The organism is Kribbella orskensis, assembly GCF_004342085.1.
Taxonomy (GTDB): Bacteria; Actinomycetota; Actinomycetes; order Propionibacteriales; family Kribbellaceae; genus Kribbella; species Kribbella orskensis.
In genome coordinates, this window is record NZ_SLWM01000002.1 from 161,566 (window position 1) to 180,895 (window position 19,330).

At 69.8% G+C, this 19,330-nt stretch carries 16 protein-coding genes; 7 read left to right on the forward strand and 9 right to left on the reverse strand.

Features of this window, described 5'->3' with window-relative positions; genetic code table 11:
• Positions 1-454 precede the first annotated feature (454 nt).
• Both EV644_RS05865 and EV644_RS05870 read left to right on the forward strand, forming a co-directional pair.
• Positions 455-1,501, forward strand: a complete 1,047-nt coding sequence (locus EV644_RS05865) for a hypothetical protein (RefSeq protein WP_132188193.1) — start codon at positions 455-457, stop codon at positions 1,499-1,501.
• 664 nt (positions 1,502-2,165) lie between these two features.
• Positions 2,166-2,486 carry a Fe-S cluster assembly protein HesB gene (locus EV644_RS05870; protein WP_132188192.1) on the forward strand — a complete coding sequence of 107 codons (321 nt, stop codon included), beginning with the start codon at positions 2,166-2,168 and terminating at the stop codon, positions 2,484-2,486.
• A 174-nt stretch (positions 2,487-2,660) separates the two neighbouring features.
• On the opposite strand, the gene EV644_RS05875 is transcribed toward EV644_RS05870, so the two are convergent.
• The gene (locus EV644_RS05875; RefSeq protein WP_132188191.1) at positions 2,661-4,457 is read right to left on the reverse strand and encodes an ABC transporter ATP-binding protein; all 1,797 of its coding nucleotides are present in this window, start codon (positions 4,455-4,457) and stop codon (positions 2,661-2,663) included.
• Positions 4,454-6,319, reverse strand: coding sequence for an ABC transporter ATP-binding protein (locus EV644_RS05880; protein WP_132188190.1), 1,866 nt, complete (start codon positions 6,317-6,319; stop codon positions 4,454-4,456). The genes EV644_RS05875 and EV644_RS05880 overlap by 4 nt, the downstream gene beginning before the upstream one ends.
• Positions 6,320-6,474: 155 nt before the next feature.
• Here EV644_RS05880 and EV644_RS05885 point away from each other — a divergent pair, with 155 nt between their 5' ends.
• Positions 6,475-7,116 (forward strand): TIGR03085 family metal-binding protein, encoded by a 642-nt coding sequence (locus EV644_RS05885; RefSeq protein ID WP_132188189.1) that lies wholly within the window; start codon positions 6,475-6,477, stop codon positions 7,114-7,116.
• Here EV644_RS05885 and EV644_RS05890 read toward each other — a convergent pair.
• The 3 genes from EV644_RS05890 to EV644_RS05900 are packed head-to-tail and all read right to left on the reverse strand — an operon-like array spanning position 7,102 to position 10,725.
• The gene (locus EV644_RS05890) at positions 7,102-7,785 is read right to left on the reverse strand and encodes a DedA family protein (RefSeq protein WP_132188188.1); all 684 of its coding nucleotides are present in this window, start codon (positions 7,783-7,785) and stop codon (positions 7,102-7,104) included. The two genes, EV644_RS05885 and EV644_RS05890, sit on opposite strands and share 15 nt — an antisense overlap.
• A complete protein-coding gene (locus tag EV644_RS05895; RefSeq protein WP_132188187.1) occupies positions 7,782-8,549 on the reverse strand; it encodes an MBL fold metallo-hydrolase in 768 nt (255 codons plus the stop codon). Before EV644_RS05895 ends, EV644_RS05890 begins: the two co-directional genes overlap by 4 nt.
• Positions 8,550-8,553: 4 nt before the next feature.
• Entirely contained in the window at positions 8,554-10,725 is a 2,172-nt protein-coding gene (locus tag EV644_RS05900) for a phage holin family protein (RefSeq protein WP_241998026.1), read from the reverse strand.
• A gap of 365 nt (positions 10,726-11,090) precedes the next feature.
• Here EV644_RS05900 and dacB point away from each other — a divergent pair, with 365 nt between their 5' ends.
• Together dacB and EV644_RS05910 are read left to right on the forward strand one after the other, a co-directional pair.
• The gene (gene dacB, locus EV644_RS05905; RefSeq protein ID WP_132188186.1) at positions 11,091-12,695 is read left to right on the forward strand and encodes a D-alanyl-D-alanine carboxypeptidase/D-alanyl-D-alanine endopeptidase; all 1,605 of its coding nucleotides are present in this window, start codon (positions 11,091-11,093) and stop codon (positions 12,693-12,695) included.
• Positions 12,696-12,743: 48 nt separating this feature from the next.
• Positions 12,744-13,691 (forward strand): GNAT family N-acetyltransferase, encoded by a 948-nt coding sequence (locus EV644_RS05910; protein ID WP_132188185.1) that lies wholly within the window; start codon positions 12,744-12,746, stop codon positions 13,689-13,691.
• A gap of 50 nt (positions 13,692-13,741) precedes the next feature.
• On the opposite strand, the gene EV644_RS05915 is transcribed toward EV644_RS05910, so the two are convergent.
• The 4 genes from EV644_RS05915 to EV644_RS05930 form a co-directional block, all read right to left on the reverse strand.
• The gene (locus EV644_RS05915; RefSeq protein WP_132188184.1) at positions 13,742-14,344 is read right to left on the reverse strand and encodes a hypothetical protein; all 603 of its coding nucleotides are present in this window, start codon (positions 14,342-14,344) and stop codon (positions 13,742-13,744) included.
• Positions 14,337-14,852 (reverse strand): sigma-70 family RNA polymerase sigma factor, encoded by a 516-nt coding sequence (locus EV644_RS05920; RefSeq protein WP_158292748.1) that lies wholly within the window; start codon positions 14,850-14,852, stop codon positions 14,337-14,339. The genes EV644_RS05915 and EV644_RS05920 overlap by 8 nt, the downstream gene beginning before the upstream one ends.
• A gap of 78 nt (positions 14,853-14,930) precedes the next feature.
• The gene (locus EV644_RS05925) at positions 14,931-16,700 is read right to left on the reverse strand and encodes an ABC transporter ATP-binding protein (protein ID WP_132188182.1); all 1,770 of its coding nucleotides are present in this window, start codon (positions 16,698-16,700) and stop codon (positions 14,931-14,933) included.
• A complete protein-coding gene (locus EV644_RS05930) occupies positions 16,697-17,131 on the reverse strand; it encodes a MarR family winged helix-turn-helix transcriptional regulator (protein ID WP_132188181.1) in 435 nt (144 codons plus the stop codon). Before EV644_RS05930 ends, EV644_RS05925 begins: the two co-directional genes overlap by 4 nt.
• A 103-nt stretch (positions 17,132-17,234) precedes the next feature.
• Between EV644_RS05930 and EV644_RS05935 the strand changes: the two genes are divergently transcribed.
• Both EV644_RS05935 and EV644_RS05940 read left to right on the forward strand, forming a co-directional pair.
• Positions 17,235-17,822: an ArsR/SmtB family transcription factor gene (locus EV644_RS05935; RefSeq protein ID WP_132188180.1), complete on the forward strand. Its 588-nt coding sequence runs from the start codon at positions 17,235-17,237 to the stop codon at positions 17,820-17,822.
• Between the two features lie 30 nt (positions 17,823-17,852).
• Positions 17,853-19,112, forward strand: a complete 1,260-nt coding sequence (locus EV644_RS05940; RefSeq protein ID WP_132188179.1) for an MFS transporter — start codon at positions 17,853-17,855, stop codon at positions 19,110-19,112.
• The last annotated feature ends 218 nt before the right edge of the window (positions 19,113-19,330 follow it).

Genomic DNA, 19,330 nt, shown 5'->3' on the forward strand with positions numbered 1-19,330 from the left:
AGGCTGCCGCCCGCACCGTTTCCTTTAACCCCCGCCCCCCGCTCCTGACCTGCTTACCTCCCGCCCGCGCCCGTTCCCCCGGCACCTGCCCTGCCCTCCTCCCGCTCGCATTCCGTCCCCGACACGCGCACCGCGCACGCAACCCACCCGCCCGCCCGCATCCGCGCGACTTTGTGCACCGTTCGCGCGGCAACGGAGCCCCGAACCGCTCACCTCGTGCACAAGGTCGATGAAGACCAGGGGCACACCAGCACTTTGTGCACCACCTGAGCGTCCGCCCGTCGTCGGGCTGCTCAGGCGGTGCACAAAGTCGACAGCAACAGCGAGCCTCGTCCGGACCCGGGTAATGATGTTGTGGGGGCGTGGCGTACGGCGGAGGCCGGGATTCGGGGTGGTTGTCCACAGGAATTGGAGACGGGCGTCAGCGAGGGGTTTGCTCGGCGATCATCGAAGCGTGGAAAAGCTCGATGACGAGGTGCGGGAATCCGTGAAGGCGATCATCGGCGGGCCGGTGACTCGCCAGGAGCTGCACCGGCTCGGTCTCGCCGATCACGATCTCCAGCGGCTCCTCCGCAAGGAGGCGCTGCAGAGATCCCATCGGCGATACATCGACGGCGGCCTGGACGAACGGTCCGCGACCATCCGGTGCGCGCAGTCGGCACATCCGCGATCGGTCGTCAGCCACTTCACCGCGGCCGAGGTGTCCGGGCTGAGGGTCTGGAACAACCGGCCGCGGGATGACCGTCCACGGGAGGACGCGGTCTGGCTGACGTGTTTGCCCGGTGCCCGACGCAGGAACCAGAAGCGAGACGACCTGGTACTCCGACGCGCTGGGCTCACGGCCGCGGATCTCCAACGTCTCGACGGGCACCTGCTCACCGCGGACGCGCGAACGACCATCGACCTCGCCCGCGAACTGCCGCTCGAGGAAGCGGTGGTGACGGTGGACCACGCCTTGGCCGTCTCGGTGCCACGAACTGAACTCGAACTGGTACTGCGACGCCAGCGCCGCTGGCCCGGCGTGCAACGGGCGCGCGCGGCCGTTGCCATCGCGGATCCCAGGTCGGAGTCGGCATTGGAGTCTTTCGCCCGCGTCCGTTTCCTGCAGGCCGGCCTGCCGATGCCGGTGCTTCAAGCCCAGTTCTGGGACGGCCGGCAGTGGTTGGGTGAGCGAGTCGACTTCTGGTGGCCAGAGTTCCGCACCGCTGCCGAGGCGGACGGCCTCGCGAAGTTCGAGGCTCCGACACCTGCGCAACGTCGCCGACTCCTCCGGCGTGCGGCCGAACGCGATCAGCGGCTCGCGGATCGCGACCTGGAACTGGTGCACTTCGGCTGGGAAGACGCCGTCCTGAAGGCGGACGAACTCGCAGCGCGCCTCCGAGCGGCCTTCACCCGCGGCAAGCGTCGTACCGGCGCCGAGCCGACCTGGCGGACCACAAGCCCAGACGATCCGTCCCTCTGGCCGGCCCCGATCGAGCCCGACCACCCCCTCTACGCCTGACCCCGCATCACTCACCCACCCGCACTACCCCGGTACCACCACACTCGCACCACCACACGCACTTGCATCACTACACCCGCACCACCTCAAGCACGCCCCCGGGCACCACCATCTCCGCGTCGGCGAGACCCCGCGACGGTCAATCCGCCCCGGCCAGCCAATCGCGTGCACTCAACGACGCCCAGGCGGACCCCGCTGGGCGAGTTCGGGCGGAGTCCGCTGGGCGAGTCCGGGCGGACCCCGCTGGGCGAGTCCGGATGGAGTCCGCTGGGCGAGTCCGGGCGGAGTCCGCTGGGCGACTTTGTGCGCCGCCCAAGCAGTCTGACGGGCGGAAAACACTCGGGCGGTGCACAAAGTGCTGGTCCGCCCCAGGCTTCGTCGACCTTGTGCACGAGGTAAGTAGTCCTCGGCTCTGCTGCCGCGCGAACGGTGCACAAGGTCGCAGGTCGCCTGGGCGGGCGACCGCGGCGGGCCGAGGTGGCCGGGCGAAGTAGCCGGGCAGGCTGCAGGCGGAGCTGGGTGCGGTGGTGCCGGTGGCCGTGGTGCGGGTGGCCGAGGTACCGCGGGTGCGGGTGGGTGGGGGTTCGGGTTTCGGGCGGGGATGTTTGGAGGTTGGGGGAAGGGGCACGGGACGCGCTCACCGCAATCGATGCTAGGAGCAGCAGTGCTTACCCTGACAGAGAACGCCACCCTGGTGATCAAGAGCATCACGGGCGTCGAAGGCGCTCCCGAAGGCGCCGGCGTCCGGATCTCGCAGGAGAACCCGGCCGACCCGGCACTGGCGGTGACCACGACTGAGTCGCCGCTGCCGGGTGATCAGGTGGTCGAGGAGAGCGGCGCCCGGGTATTCCTCGAGGAGAACGCCGCGAACGCGCTCGACGACAAGATCCTCGACGCGGCCGTCGACGACAAGGGCGGTGTCGAGTTCCTGCTCGTACCGCAGCCGGGCGCCGGCCGCGAGAACGGCGCCGCGCCGACCGCGTAGTCCAAGCGAGCAGCGCGCAGACCGCGTAGTCGGAGCAAGCAGCAGCGCGCCGACCGCGCAGTACCACTTGGTCAGCGGCCGATCGACGGATCGGCCCAGCTGGCCGCGCACGGCAGGTCGACGGGCCGGGGGCCCCTTTCCTCCCCCGGCCCGTTAGACCTGTCCAGCTTCGGTTCAGACTGCGGAGCGTTGGGCTATCCAGCTGGCGTGGAGGTGGGTGTAGACGCCTCCTGCCTGGACCAGGTCCGCATGCGGACCGCGCTCGATGATGCGGCCGTCGTCGAAGACCAGGACCTCGTCGGCGGCTTCCGCGGTCGACAACCGGTGGGCGATCGTCACGGACGTGCGACCCGCCATCAGCCGCTCCAGCGCGGCATTCACCCGTACTTCGGTCCCGGGATCCACCGCCGAGGTCGCCTCGTCCAGGACGAGTAGATCCGGGTCCGCGATGTTCGCCCGGACCAGCGCCACCAGCTGACGTTCACCCGCCGACAGGGATTCGCCTCGCTGACCGACGGGTGACTCCAGCCCGTCCGGCAGCGATTCCAGCCAGTCGGTCAGCCCGAGATCGGCGAACGCGTCCAGCAACTGCGCATCGGTCACCTCGGGCCGCCCGAAGCGGACGTTCTCGGCGAGGGACGAGTCGAAGAGATACCCGTCCTGCGGCACCATCACCACCCGCTCACGCAACGAGGAGAACGAGATCTCGCGAGCGTTCACCCCGTCGAGGAGTACCGCGCCGGAGGTGGGATCCATCAGCCGGGTGAGCAGCTTGGCGAAGGTCGTCTTGCCCGAACCCGTCTCGCCGACCACCGCGACCCGCCGGTGCGGTTCCAGCCGGACGTCGACGTCCCGCAGTACGAGGTCGCCGTCGGGGTAGGCGAAGTTCACGTCGGCGAACTCGACCGTCACCGGGCCCCGCGCCTGGGTGACGCCGTCCTCGCCCGGGTCGACCACGTCGGCCGGGGTCGCGATCACGCCGAGCACGCGCCGCCAGCCGGCGAAGGCGCTCTGGGCGTCGGTGAGCACCTGCGTGGCGATCTGCACCGGGTCGGAGAACAGTGCGACCAGGAACATGAACGCGAGGATCTCCCCCAGCGTCGCCTTGCCATCCACCCCGAGCAGCACGCCCACGGTCAGCACGCCGGCGTTGGCCAGACCGGCCGCCAGACCACCGATGGAGAAGGTGATCCCGGTGATCGCCTGGGCGCGGGTCGCCGTCCGCCGGTAGTCCTCGATCGAGGCATCGATCCGGGCCTGGGTGCGCTGCTCGATCGCGTAGGCGCGGACCACCTGGGCGCCGACGACCGGCTCGGCGATCGCGGACAGCATCTCGCCGACCTTCGCCCGGACCACGCCGTACGCCGCGGACATCTTCCGCTGCAGGTACTTCAGGCTGGCGAACAACGGCAGGAAGCAGATCAGCACGACCAGCGCGAGCTGCCAGGAGTAGAAGAACATCACCACGGTCGCGAGCAGCATCTGCCCGATGCTGACCAGGAAGATGAACCCGCCGAACTGCAGGAACTGCGACACCGTATCCACGTCGGAGGTGACCCGGCTGACCAGCGCGCCGCGGCGCTCGGTGCTCTGGGTCAGCACCGGCAGGTCGTGCACGTGCCGGAACGCCTTGATCCGCATCGTCGCGAGCCCGCGCTCGGAGTTCTTCGCGAGCCGCACGGTGGTGAGGTACGACGCGACGCCGGTGATCACCACGGCACCCACGCAGAGCAGGCACATCCACGCCACGAACGACATGTCCGGACCGCCGGGACCCGACAGGCCCTTGTCGATCGTCTGCTGGACGGCGATCGGTACGACGATCCGCCCGGCCGTCATCGTCAGCGCGAGCAGCCCCGTGACCCCCCAGCCGCGGCCGAGCTCGGGTGAGACCCGGAGTCCCTGCTTGAGGGTCTCCAGACCGCCGGCGTCGTCGCCGTGGTCGAGCCGGGTGGCCTCTGCGGCGCTCACGCGGATGCTCCTTCTGCGTCGTAGGTGTCGAGATCGCGGTCCATATCTGCTTCCAGCGCCGCCTCTTCCTCACGCCGCGCCGCGTCCTTCTCGTAGGCGTCGACCAGGTCGCGGTAGGCGGCCGAGCGGGCCTGCAACTCCAGGTGCGACCCCTGATCCGCGATCCGGCCCTCGTCGAGGAACAGCACCTCGTCCGCCAGCGCGATCGTCGCCTTGCGATAGGCGATCACCAGCACGGTGGTCGCCGCCTCGGCCCCCTGTACGGCGGTCCGCAGCCCGGCCAGGATCCGCGCCTCGACCTGGGGATCCACCGCGCTGGTGGCGTCGTCCAGGATCAGCAACCGGGGTCGCCGCACCAGCGCCCGGGCGAGCGCGATCCGCTGCCGCTGGCCGCCGGACAGCGTCGTACCGCGTTCGCCGACCTTGGTGTCGAGGCCGTGCGACAGGGACTTCACGAATCCGTCGCCCTGGGCGATCCGGAGCGAGTCCCACACGTCGGCGTCGGTGTAGTCGCCGCCGAGGGTGATGTTGCCGCGGATCGTGTCATCGAAGAGGAAGGCGGTCTGCGCGACCAGCGCCACCGAGCCGGCGAGTTCGTCGCGGGCCAGCGAGCGCAGGTCGTGGTCGTCGACCTTGACCGACCCTTCCTCGGGATCGACCAGCCGGGTGAGCAGGGTGGTCATCGTCGACTTGCCGGCGCCGGTCGGGCCGACGACCGCGACGGTCCGGCCCGGCTCGACGGTGAAATCCACGCCGGCGAGCACGTCGCGGTCCGGCAGGTAGCCGAACCGGACGTCCGACACCTCCAGCCGCGCGGCCGACGAGTGGGTCAGCTTCTCGGCGCCGTACTCCATCCCGCCCTCGGCTGTGATCACCCGCTGCACCCGGTCCCACCCGACGACGGAGCGCGGCAACTCCCCCAGCACCCAGCCGAGCGCCCGGATCGGGAACCCGATCAGCGTGAACAGGAACGCCACCTGCACCACGTCACCGGCGTCGGCCGCGCCCGAGCTGACCCGCCCGACCCCGACGAGCAGAACGGCCAGTACTCCGATGCGTGGCAGGCCCTCGATCACCGGGTCGAACGCGCCGCGCGCCTTGTTCACCGCGATGTTCGCGTCGCGCAGTTCGTAGGTGGGCGCCCGGAAGCGCTCGGTCTCGGCGGCCTCCCGGCCCAGCGTCTTGACCACCAGCGCGCCGTCGAACGACTCGTGCGCGACCTCGGAGACATCCGCTCGCAACTCCTGCGCGCGGGTGGCGAGCGGCTGCAGGGTGCGCTGGAAGATCACGTTCGCGACGAAGACGAGCGGGAACACCAGGCAACCGACCGCCGCGAGCCACGGGTCCGCCGCGAACATCGCGACGGTGGCGAAGGCGAGCATCGCGATCACGCCGACCGCCATCGGCAGCGGGGCGATCGGGTACCAGGTCGACTCGACGTCCGCGTTCGCGTTGGACAGCAGCTCCCCGGTCGGGTGCTTGTGGTGCCACTCGAGCGGGAGCTTCAGGTACTGCCGGGTGACGCGCTCGCGGTACGTCGCCTGCAGCCGGAACTGCATCACGCCGGCGCCGATCCGGCGGCCGACCACGCCGATCGCGCGGAGCACGGCGATGCCGAGGAAGAGCGAGACCATCGACGCGATCGCGCCGAAGGTGGTGTCACCGCGCTCCAGCGCCGGCCGGATCACATGGTCCGTGGCCCAGCCCAGGGCCCACCCGTCGGCCACCGTCATCGCGCCGTACAGCATGCTCGCGAGCACCGAGAGCGCGAACACCCACGGCTCCTCCCAGATGGCGACGCGCAGAACGGCGAACCCGCGCCGGGTCACACTGCCCTTGCTCGGGACTTTCGGCTGCGGCACGCAAACATCCTCAGAACGATGACGGCACTGTCAGGGGCGTAGCCAGCCACGAGGCTGACAACGAATGACATTCTGCCATTGGTGCGACCCCTACCGGATGTGCTTTTAGTGCTGGCGACACCTGGTAGGGGTCGCAAGACAACTACGATCGAGTTGTGACCGACTACAGCAAGGTGGAACGACTCGCGCTGTGTGATCTGTTCGACCAGGTCGGGCCCGATCAGCCGACGCTCTGCGAGGGGTGGACGACGCACGATCTGGCGGTCCACCTGTATGTCCGGGAGGCCGATCCGCTCGCCGGTCCGGGGATCATGATCCCGGCGCTCGCGGACACCACCGAGCGGCGGATGGCGCATACGAAGGCGAAGTACTCCTTCACCGAGATCGTGGACAAGGTCCGCACCGGGCCGCCGACGTTCTCGATCTACTCGTTCCCGGGCCTGGGCCACAACCTGAACACCACGGAGTACCTCGTCCACCACGAGGACGTCCGCCGCGCGGTCCCGGACTTCACCGTCCGCGAGTTGCCCGCCGAGCAGCAGCAAGGTCTGTGGAAGCAGCTCCGCCTCGCCGCGAAGTCGATGACCCGCAAGGCCCCGAGCGGCCTCGTACTGCGCCTCCCGGACGGCGCCGAGTCGGTCGCGAAGAAGCCGACGGCGCGGGGCTCGGTCACCGTGACGGGTGAGCCGGTCGAGCTCGTGCTGTTCTGCTTCGGCCGCCAGGCGGTCGCCCAGGTCAAGCTCGACGGTGAAGCGGAACTGGTCGAACGGCTCCGCAACACCTCATTCGGAGTCTGACGCCCTGGCTTCGGAGGCCTTGGCCTCGGAAGGCATGGATTCGGAAGTCTCGGAGGTCTGCTCGGCCTCCTCCTCAGGCCCGGCCCGGCGGGCGGCCGCGACCCTCCTGCGCTGGCGCTGGACCAGGCTGCTGACCACCGTGACCAGGATCACCAGCACGATCGCCGCGAGGACACCCTGCCAAGGTTCGTCGAACAACGCGAACCCGAGCAGCCCGATCGCCATGTAGACCGCCGCCCACAGCGACGAGGCGGCCAGGTCCACCACCGCGAACCGGCGCCAGGAGAACCCCGCGAGCCCGGCCGCGAGCAGCACCGGAACGCGTCCCCCCGGGATCAGCCGGGACGTCAGCAGCACAGAGACCTCGTGATGGCTCAACCGGACCCGCAGCGCGTCGAGCGAGGCATTGTCGCGGAGCCAGCCGACCCTCTTGGCCAGCCTCTCCCCGCCCAACCGGCACGCGCCGTACACGATCAGGTCGCCGACGTACGCGCCGCCGGCCCCCGCGATCAGTACGCCGACCAGGCCGATGGGGTTGCTGTGGGAGGCCAGTACCGCGCCCGCCGACACGGCCGCGCCCGTCGGCAGCACCGGGAGCACCGCGCCGAGCAGGACGGCCCCGGCGAGCACGCACAGGTACCAGAGGTCGAAGCGGGGGTCACCGCTCACGGCCGCACCACCTCGGCCGACTCTCCCGGGACGAGCAACTCCACCTTCACCGCCGAGTCCACCTCGTGCATCGCAGCCTTGAACTTCTCTCCCGGCGGCAGGAACAACTCGGGCTTGAGCCAGTCGCACCCGATCGGCCAGAACGTCCCGAAGTGCACCGGTACGGCGACCCGTGCCCCGACGCGGCGGACCGCCTCGGCCGCGCCCACGGGATCCAGGTGGCCAGGCCCCAGCGAGGGACCCCAGCCGCCCACCGGGACCAGCGCCAGATCCACCGGACCCGCCTCGGCGGCGAGGTCGTCGTACAGGTCGGTGTCCCCGGCGAACCAGACGCTCGGCGCGCCCTCGATCCGGAACCCGATCGCCGGCGCGCGGTACGAGGACCAGGGCAGCCGGCGTCCGTCGTGATGGGCGGACACCACCGTGAGGTCGAGGTTGCCGATCCGCACCTGGTTGCCCGGGGCAACCTCGATGCACCGCTCCGAGTACTCCGCTCCGCGCTCCGCGTGGATCAACCTGGCCGCACCTCGCGGTACGACGAGGGCCGCGTCGGGCGAGACCATGGGCAGCGACGTGAGGTGCAGGTGGTCCGCGTGCAGGTGGGACACCAACACCGCGTCACACTGTCCGGCCTCGGGCGTCGGGGCCGGGCCGCGACGACGCCGTACGTGTGCGATCCGCGAGGTGAGCACGGGGTCCGTCAGCAGCCGGGTGCCGTTCTCCTCGATGGTGATGGTGCTGTGCCCCCACCAGGTGATCCGCACTTCGTCAGGCCTCCACGCTCGCGTCGGACGGTTCGGCGACACGTTCCGGCGTGACCTGTTCCGCTGCGGCCGGCTTGCCGGTCTGGTCGGCCTGGTCGGTGCGCTGGCCGAGTTGTTCGAGCCAGCTGATCAGGAGTGCGTGTACCGCGTCGGAGCCTACGGGGAACTCGTCGACCGCGAAACGGCGCGGGTGTACCAGGACCGCCTCCGTCTGCCAGCCGCCGATCCCGCCGTGGCAGCCGACCAGTTCCTCGAACGCGGCCACCTCGTGGGTGAACTCGTCCAGCCGGCTGATCACCACGATGTCCCCGTTGTGCGGCATCTCCGCCTGCCGCAGCATCGACGCCGCGGCGTGCGGTCCGTACGCCGTGAGCGGGTCGACGCCCTCGATCCGGCCGGAGCGTAGTACGTGGACGCCGGCCCGGCCGATCGCCACCGGTCCTTCGGCGATCGAGTCGACCACGACGAACCCGACGCCGGGATGCGTCGCCAGCCCCGGGATCAGCCGCGGGTGCTGCAGCTCGATCTCCTCCAGCGGCACCCGGCCGATCGTCGTGGCGAGATAGATCAGCGCGAGGTTCCCGGACGAGGTGACCACCATCTGCTCGTCGGCGGCGACCGGCGGCTCGCAGTCGGCCGGCCCGAGCTCGACCTCGCCCCGGGGAGCCTTCCCGTGGAAGGCCTTGCGGGCGACCGAGCCGGTCACGCTGCGGCGCAGGCTCACCTCGGTCAGGAAGGCGTTCACCGGACCCCAGCCCTCGGAGCGCCCTGTGGCCGCCACCGGCTCCTTCGTGGTGTCGACCAGGTCGTCGACCACCTGGGTGAGAGTCCGCCCGTACCGCTGCAGGAAGGTGGAGCCCTGGCTCTGGCCGTGGTCCGACAGCACGACGATCTCGTACGCGTGCGGCAGCGTGTCGATGATCCGCTCGAGCGCGCCGAGCACCCGGTCCAGGCCCTCGAGCGTCTGCATGGACTCCGGTCGGGTCGGCCCTGCGTGGTGGGCGACCTCGTCGTAGTCGACGAAGTCGCAGTAGATCACCGGTGTGCCCTTGATCAGCTCGTCGGTGATCAAGGAGACGTTCAGGTCGCGCAGCAGCACGTTGGAAATGGCCCGAAGGAAGATGTACGAGCCGCCGCGGTTGACCCTCGGCACCAGGTTGCGCCGGCGCTGGCTGCGGGCCTGGTGGAGCTCCTTGACCATCTCTGCGACGCAGAGCACCAGCCCGCGCGCCGCACCCTGCGGGCTGGAGAAGAACCGGACGTACCCGCGGCTGCTGCCGTCCGGCAGCGCCGCGCGGCTGAAGACCAACTCCGACTTCGGCGCGTCGCCGGACCAGTTGTTGCTGATACTGGCGCCGCCGTCGGCGAGCAGGCCACGGCCGGTCGACATCCGCGCCTCGATCTCGGCGGCGTCCCGGGACCGGTTCGTCACCATCACCCGGCCGGTGTCCTTCTCGTACCAGCGGAAGGCCGGGATCTGGCCGGAGCCGCCGTGCAGGATGCCCGCCTGGCTGGCCGGCGTGGTCGCCGGTACACCGGTGTGCCAGTCGACCATCGAGTGGCTGCCGTCGCGGATCCAGCCGCCGAGGTGCGGCAGGTTGCCCGACATCACCATCCAGTTCAGCAGCGGCGCCGACAGGCCGTCGAGCTGGATGATCAGCAGACCGGTCTTCGGCGCCGCCTGGATCCGGCGGGCCCGGCGGCGGACCACCCGCATCACCTCGGAGACGTACGCGTCGTCACTGCCCGCATACGCGACCCAGCCGACGAAGGCGCTGACCGAGGACATCACGATCGACACCAGCAGCGCCGCCTCGGGGCCGCCGTGCAGGTTCACCCCCGGATCGATGGTGACGCCGAGGTAGACCACCGCGAACTGGGACAGCAGCCCGCCGACGAGCACACCGATCGACCCGATCAGGATCGCGACCCCGGCCAGGATCCACCGCATCAACAGGCCGATCACCGCCAGGATCACCACCAGTCGCAGTACCGGCAGGGCGCCGTCGCTGCTGATCTGGGGCAGGGTCCAGAAGGTGATCACCAGCGAGATCAGTGACGCGAGGCCGCCCAGGAACATCGCCTGCAGGCCTCTGGTAGTACGGCGCAGGTCGAGCCAGACCGGCCGGCGATGTGGCCGCCGATCGGCCAAGACCTGCTCTGGTGGACTCGCCATCTGGTGTTCCGGACTCCCCGGTTGCTGCGTCGGTGCTGCTCCGAGCGTACGAGGCCCGGTCCACCCAGGCTGTACTGCGCCACGCAGCGGACGGGGTGATCCCGGGTCATCCCCGACCCGGGACCGGGCCATCCCCGACGAAGCCGGCCAGCCAGAGCAGCACCGCCAGAAGTCGTCTGCGCATCAGAACTCCTCAGGTGGGATGGAACCTGCTGGACCGACTTTCCATCGATTCACCTGACTGACGAGAGGTGGCGCCCGGGGTCCGCGGAAAGTTGTGGTTCGCAATTGCTGGACCCCGGGGGCTCGGAGATGGAGACTCCGGGTGTGCGTTGTTGGTTTCCGCCCGATTCCAAGGAGTCACCGTGAAGTTTTTACCGAGAGTGGCCGCGTCGCCCCGTGGAGTGGTCGCTGTCGCCGCGGCCGTCGCCGCGACGGCCGGTCTGCTGACCCAGACCGGCCTGCCGACCCAGTCCGTCGGGGCGCCTGCCGCCGTGCAGGCCACCGGGCTGCAGCAGCAACTCGACGCGTTGCTCGCCGACCCGCGCTTCGAGGGGTCCCAGGTGGGGTTGGTGGTACGCGACGCGACCACCGGCGAGACGCTCTACGACCGCAACGGCGGCACTCGCCTGCTGCCCGCGTCCAACACCAAGCTGTTCAGCTCGACCGCCGCCATGCATACCCTCGGCGCCGGGTTCCGCTTCCACACCGACGTGCTGGCAACGGCTCCGGTCCGCGGCGGGAAGCTGCGCGGAGACCTTTACCTGAAGGGCTACGGCGACCCGACCTCGCTCGAGTCGGACTACGTCGCACTGGCCCAGCAGGTCGCCAAGTCCGGCGTCCGGCAGATCGACGGCGACCTGATCGCCGACGACACCTACTTCGATAAGGTCCGGCTCGGCGACACCTGGTCCTGGGACGACGAGCCGTTCTACTACTCGGCCCAGATCTCCGCGCTGACGCTCGCACCCAACACCGACTACGACTCCGGTACCGCGATCGTCGACAGCCTGCCCGGCGCGACGGTCGGGGCGCCGGTGAAACTCACCCTGGTACCGGCCAACAGCGTGATCAAGCTGGTGAACACCGCGACCACCGGCGCGGCCGGCTCGGACAACACGCTCACCATCGAGCGCGACCACGGCACCAACGTCGTCCGGGTCACCGGCTCGGTCCCGGCCGACGACACCGGCGGCCAGGAGTGGGTCACCGTCTGGGAGCCGACCCTGTACGCCGCCGACGTGTTCCGCCGCGCCCTGGCCGCGCAGGGGATCCAGGTGGACGGACACGTCCGCACCGCAGCGACCCCGACCACCGCCCAGCAGATTGCGCGGGACGAGTCGATGACCGTCGGCGAGCTGATGAACCCGTTCCTCAAGCTGTCGAACAACATGCACGCCGAGACCCTGGTCAAGGCGATGGGTGCGGTCGCGGAGGCGGACGGCAGCTGGTCCGCCGGCCTCGGGGTCGTCACCGACTACGCCAAGAGCGTCGGTGTCGACACCAGCACGATCCGGCTGTCGGACGGCTCCGGCCTGTCCCGCAAGGTGAACGTGACCGCCAAGAGCGTCACGGACATCCTGATCGGCGTGCGGCAGGAGCCCTGGTTCCAGCAGTGGTACGACGCGTTGCCGATCGCGGGCAACCCCGACCGGTTCACCGGCGGCACCCTGCGCAGCCGGATGCGCAACACGCCGGCCGCGAACAACCTGCACGGCAAGACCGGTTCGCTCACCGGCGTCACCGCGTTGTCGGGGTACGTCTCGACCAAGGACGGCCGCAAGCTGGTCTTCTCGATGATCAGCAACAACTACCTGGTCAGCCCACGTTCGGTCGAGGACGCCGTCGGCGTCACCCTGGCCTCGTGGACCGACCAGGCCCCGGTCGCCGCGGTCAAGCCCGACACCAGCCGTAGCGCCCAGGTCGCCGAGGACGCCTGCGGCGCCAACGAGTGGGTCAAGGCCTGCTGACCGGCTAACGCGTTCGACAGTACGGCGGTCGTTCCCGAGGATGAGGGCATGACCGCCGTACTGCCCGATCGGTACTCCGTCCGGCCGATGCGGCCGGAGGACGGCGACGTGGTCGCGGATCATGTCGCCGCGAACGACGTCCGGCTGATCGGCTTCTCGCAGTACAGCCGCGAGGGCATCGTCAATCACCTGCGCGATCCGTTGATCGACCTGGCCGTGGACAGCTGGCTGGTGACTGCGGGCCCTGACCTGGTCGGAACGGGCACCGTCGTACTTGACGGCGGACGGGCGCAGGTCGATCTCTCCTCGGCCGATCCCCTGGTGGCCGGCTGGATGCTGGACCAGGCGATCGAGCGCGCCACCGACCATGCGCGGAAGACCGGCGCCGAGGTCGCGATCAAGCTCGGCCTGCTCCGCGAGGACGGGCAGATGTCAGCGCTCGCGGCCGACCGCGGCCTCTTCATCCACACCACCGTCCAACGGATGACGATCCGGTACTCCGGTCCGCTGGAGTCGCCGGCGATTCCCGACGGTGTGGTGCTTCGGCGCGGAGCCCAGGACGAGCAGATCCGGCGAGCTGCCCACCAGGTGATCACCGAGTCGTTCGCCGACCAGCCGGGCTCGGTCCCCCGCCCGTACGACGACTGGGTGAAGCAGCGCGAGAGTCGTTCCACGTTCCACTGGTCCAAGCTGACCGTGCTCGAGCTGGACGACCGGCCCGTCGGCGTCCGGGAGTGCGACGACAACTACCTCACGACCGAGCACTGCGGCTACATCGGACGGCTCGGGGTCGTCACCGCGGCGCGCGGTCGCGGGCTGGCGAAGTACCTGCTGCGCGACGCGTTCGCCCTCGACTCGGCCGCGGGTCTCAGTGGCACGATCCTGCACGTCGACACGGGGAACCCGACCCCCGCCGTCGCGGTCTACGAGGCGGTCGGCATGCGGGCGGACATCGTCAACGACATCTGGCGAAAGGTCATCCGGGCCCGCTCCTAGAGTGATCGACGTCCTCGCCGGGGCGGTCGCGGTCCACCCCGGCGAGGAAGTCAGTTCAGGACGGCCCGGTTCCCCGTACTCCCGGCCAGTACCGTTCGGTTGCCCACCTGCCGGCGCAGATCCAGGCCGATCCGGAGGGGGCCCGTGCCCGGCTTCACGCAGAGCTGCGCCTCGGGCTGATCTGGCGCCACGGAGTACCGATACGCCGCGATACGGACCGTCGATGCGTCCTGCGACAGGATCCGCGCCATCGTGTGCGGAACGCAGGAGTCGTCGGCGTTGCGCGGTGCCTCGACGATCAGCGTGCCGGGGTTCTCCGAGTCGACCTCGACCCGGGACACCCGGATCTCCTCCCCCAGCAGCATCACCGTGTTGCCGAACTTGAACTGCTTCGGCGGCGGCCCGTCGTCCAGCAGCCCCACCGCGGGCACCGTCGGGCTCGTCGGCGGTGTCGCCGGCTCCTCGGCCCGCGGCACGGACGCCGTCGCGACCACCGCGCCACCCACGAACAGCACCGCCGCCGCGGTGGCCACCAGACCACGCGTACGCCACTGCCGGCGGACGGCCTGCTCGACGAACTCGAACGGCGGCGCCTCCCCAGGGGTCTGCTCGTCGACGTACTCGATCAACAGATCGGTCCGCAGTTCACACATGATCAGGCACCTCCTCCTGGATCGCGAGCAACGGCGCGAGCGCCTGGCGCGCCCGGGCCAACCTCGACTTCACCGTGCCGGGCGGCAGCTCCAGCTCGTCCGCGATCTGCTCGATCGGCAGATCCAGCACGTGATGCAGCACCACCACCGCACGTTGCGCCGGGGTGATGCGGGCGAGTGCCGCCGCCACGTCCAGCGCGTCCCCGTCCGGCTCACGAACCTCCGCCGACCGGCCCATCAATTTCGCCGCGGCGCGCGCGGCCACCTGCTGCCGTCGCAGCCGGCTCACCAGCGCCCGGACCGCGACCGCCCGGACCCACGCTTCCGGGTCGTCGTACCGGCGGATCTTGTCCCACCGGCCGAGCAGCTTCACGTAGGCGTCCTGTGCGATCTCCTCGGCATCGGCGCGTGAGCCCCCGATGGACATCAGCAGCCCGATCAGCCGCGGCCAGGTACGGCGGTAGAGCGCCGCGACCTCCGCTGCCGGATCACCGTCGATGTCCCTCACACCCCTAACACGCGCTGCTCCCCGGCCCGGTTCCATCCTTTTCCGGACCAATTTTCAGCTGGGTTCGACGAGCTGAGCTCAGCTGAGTGTGCCGTGCAACTGGGCGTACCGGCCATGGCGGGCGACCAGTTCGTCGTGGCTGCCGCGCTCGACGATCCGGCCGTGGTCGAGCACCAGGATCTGGTCCGCGTTCCGCACGGTCGACAGCCGGTGCGCGATCGCGATCGTGGTCCGGTCCCGGGCCAGCTCGTCGATCGCGGCCTGGACGGCGCGCTCGGTCTCGTTGTCGAGCGCGCTGGCGGCCTCGTCGAGAATCAGGATCGGCGGGTTGCGCAGCAGCATCCGGGCGATCGCCAGCCGCTGCCGTTCGCCGCCGGAGAAGCGGTATCCGCGGGCCCCGACCACCGTGTCGTACCCCTCGGGCAGCCCGACGATCAGCTCGTGGATCCGCGCCGCGCGGGCCGCCGCGATCACCTGGGCGTCGGTGGCCTCCGGCGCAGCAAAACGCAGGTTCTCCAGGACCGACTCGTGGAAGAGGTAGGTCTCCTGCGACACCAGCCCGACCGCGTCCGCGATCGCGGACAGCTTGAGCTCACGCAGATCCACGCCGTCGATGGTGATCCTCCCGAGCTGCGGGTCGTACAGCCTCGCGACGAGGTACGCGAGCGTGGTCTTGCCCGATCCCGTCTCCCCGACGAGCGCTGTCGTCGTACCGGGTGGCACCACGAAGTCGATGTCGGACAACGTCCACCCGCCGTCCTCGCCGTACCGGAAGCTCGCGTCCTCGACCCGTACTTCGCCGCGCATCCGCGGCAGGCTGCGGGCATCCGGCTTCTCCTGGATGTCCACCGGCAGATCGAGTACGTCGAAGATCCGGCCGAACAGGGCCATCGACGTGGAGGCGGCCGTGCCGAGTCCCTGCAGTGCGGTGGCGGGTGCGACCAGCCGGCTCAGCATCGTGGTGAACGCGACCACCGTGCCGATCGAGAACACCGCCGAGCCGTGCGCCAGCGTCAGTCCGGCGACGAGGTACACGATCGCCGGGATCATCGTCAGGCTGGCCCGGCGGCTCGAGATCACCCACTTGCCGCTCATCGCCGCGGTCAACTCGGTCGCACTGAGGGCGCGCGACTCGGTGGCGAACCGGTCCGACAGCTCCCGCTGCCGTCCGAGGGTCTTGGCAAGCAGGACCCCGGCGACCGAGAGGGATTCCTCCACCAGCGCGGTGATCCCGGCGAGCTGCTTCTGCCGGCCGCGGGCGATCTGGCGCTGCTGCCGTCCGAGCCGGAAGGAGAAGGCGAGGAAGAGCGGTACGACGATCAGGCAGACGGCCGCGAGTTTCCAGTCCATCACCAGCGCGGCGATCCCGACCGCGAGTGCCGCGACGCCGTTCTGCACGACCGAGCTGGCCGTGTTGGTCACCACGTTGTCGACGCCGCCGATGTCGTTGGCGATACGGGACTGGAGCTCGCCGGCCCGGGTCCGGGTGAAGAAGCCGAGCGACATCCGCTGCAGGTGGTCGTACACCCCGACGCGCAGGTCGTGCATCACGCCCTGACCGATCACGTTCGACAGGCGGGTGGTGACCACTCCGAGCACCGCCGCGATCGCCGCGGCGACGATCATGCCCCCGGCCAGCAGCACCACCAGGGAGGCACTGCGCTGTGGCAACGCCTGGTCCACGATGTCGCGGACCAGGAACGGCGACGCCACTCCGGCCGCGCCCTGCGCCACCGACACTGCCAGCAGCACCACGATCGACCAGCGGTACGGCCGGAACAACCTCGCGACCCGGCGTACCGGTGCCTGGTCGGTGGTGGTGTCAGTGGTGAGGGTCGCGGTCGTCATCGCCTGTCCTCGGAGAGCCGTTCCAGCAGACCGGCGGCGATGACCAGCAGGTCCCGCTCAGCATCGGTCAACTGCTCGAGCGCACCGGCCAGCCAGATCTCCCGCGGCCGCATCTCAGCCGCCAGTACTTCGGTCCCGGCCGAGGTGATCTCGAGCAGTGACTGACGGCCGTCGTCGGGATCCGGGCGGCGGCGGATCCAGCCCTGCTCCTCCAGCGCGGCGAGCGTCCGGGACAGGGACTGCGGCTGGGTCAGCAGCCGGTCCGCCACTGCGCCTGGGGTGATCGCACCGGCCTTCTGGAGCTGCCGGAGCACCGCCGTCTGGCCGAGGCTGATCGCCCCGGCGCGCTCGGCCCGGGCCCTCGCCGCGAACAGCCCGGTGCCGGTCAGGATCCGGCGCGGGATGTCGAGCTCGCTGTCAGTGGTACGCATGGGTTAACCATAAGCACGACCATCAAGCCTATGCCTCCGAATTTTCCTACGCACCCGCTTACGACAGATGCGGCTCAGAGATGTGAGAGGTTACTCTCGAAACATGTCTCTCAGAAATCCTTACGGTGATTTCGAGATCACCGACCCGCAGGCGATGCGGGCGCTGGCGCATCCCGTCCGGCTGGCCGCCCTCAGCTATCTGCAGAAGAACGGGCCGGCCACGGCGACCCAGTTGTCGGAGCACGTCGGCGCCTCGCCGTCGGTGACCAGCTGGCACCTCCGCCACCTCGCCAACTTCGGTCTGGTCAGCGACGGACCGCCTCCCGAGGGCGTCGCCGACAAGCGTCAACGCTGGTGGCAGGCCGTCGCCCGCGGGTTCCGGTTCGAGATGCCCGACACACCGGAAGGCGCCGAGGCCGGGCGGCTGCTACGGGCGGAGCTGATCAGCCAGGCGCTGGACTACGCGCAGCAGTGGCTGGTCGAGAGCGAACCCCACCTCGATCCCCTGTGGAGCCGCACGGCCGGGTCCTCCAACACGCTGGTGAGCCTCACCCTCGAGGAGGCCGAGGCAGTGGAGAACGCGATCGAGGAACTGCTGGCGCCGTACGTCCAGCGCGTCGAGGAAGACCGCCCGGCCGACGCCCACCCGGTCCGGATGATCCGCCTTTCCTTGCCTGAAGCAACCACCTGAGCTCCCGCCGCCCCCCGTGAGGACAGCACCGTGAAGACACTGACTCCGACCAGCCTGTGGCGTGATCGCCAGTTCCGGACCTTCTGGTCAGCCCAGGGCGTCTCCGAGTTCGGCGACCGGATCAGCGAGCTCGCCCTGCCGCTGATCGCGGTCACCCTGCTGGACGCCTCCCCCAGTCAGGTCGGCTTCCTCACTGCCGCGGTGTGGCTGCCGAACCTCGCGTCGTTGTTCATCGGCACCTGGGTGGACAAGCGCCGGGACAAGCGCCCACTGATGATCGCGGCCGACCTGAGCCGGACGATCGTGCTGCTGTCGCTGCCCGCGGCGTACTGGCTGGACCTGCTGACACTCGGCCAGCTGTACGCCGTCGCGATCCTGGCCGGGACCGCGCACGTGCTCTTCAACACGGCCTACGCGTCGTTCTTCGTGCGGCTGGTCTCGCGGGACCACTTCCTGGAGGCGAACAGCAAGCTCTCGGCGACCAGGTCGATCTCGTTCATGGGCGGTCCGGCGCTGGGCGGCCTCCTGGTGCAGTGGCTGAGCGCGCCCGTCGCGATCGTCGTGGACGCGCTGACCTTCGTGTTCTCGGCGGTGCAGGTGAGCCGGCTCAAGACGGCGCCTGCCGAGGCCGATGAGAGCGAGGACTCCTTGCTCCGCAGAGCCCGCGAGGGCATGAGGTACCTGCTGCGGCATCCGTATCTGCGCAGCAGCCTCGGGTGCGCGACGACCGTGAACTTCTTCAACTTGATCAGCACGGCACTGCTCGTTCTGTTCGCCAGCCGGAACCTGGAGCTGTCAGCCGGCACGATCGGTATCGCCTTCGGCATCGGCGCGTCGGGTGGTCTGCTCGGAGCACTGGCAGCGACGCCGTTGACGCGACTGCTCGGCGCGGGACGGCTGATCGCCCTCGGCGCGGTGGTCTTCCCGGCATCCATCGCCATCGCCGCCTTCGCCTCAGGCCCGGTCTGGGTTCGCGCCGGCGTGCTGGCCGCGGCCGAGTTCATCGGAGCGTTCGCGGTGATGTGTTTCGACGTCCCACTGAACTCCCTGCAGGCCGCAGTAATCCACGAGCACATGCGGAGCCGTGTCGCAGGCGCCTTCAGCAGCATCAACTACGGCGTACGTCCCCTCGGCGCCGTAATCGGCGGCCTCCTAGGCACCTGGATCGGAGTCCGCGAGACCCTGCTGATCTCCGCGACCGGCGGCCTCTTCGCCGTCCTCTGGCTGATCGGCTCCCCCATCCTCACCACCCGCAGCCTCGAGGACCTGGAACCCCCACCCCTCGCCTAACCGCAGTACGGCTACCCCCAAACCGATCCACCCGATAGCGGCTTGTGCGACCGCTAGCGCCTTAAAAGCCGCCAGCCATCGAACAACCTGCCAGCCGACCCCGAAACGTGCCACCAGCGGCCGAACAACCCGCCTGTCGGCTGACAACCTGCCAGTGGTCGAACAACCCGGCGGCCCCAGCCCCCTAGTCGGCACAACCACCACCCACCAGGGCGAAA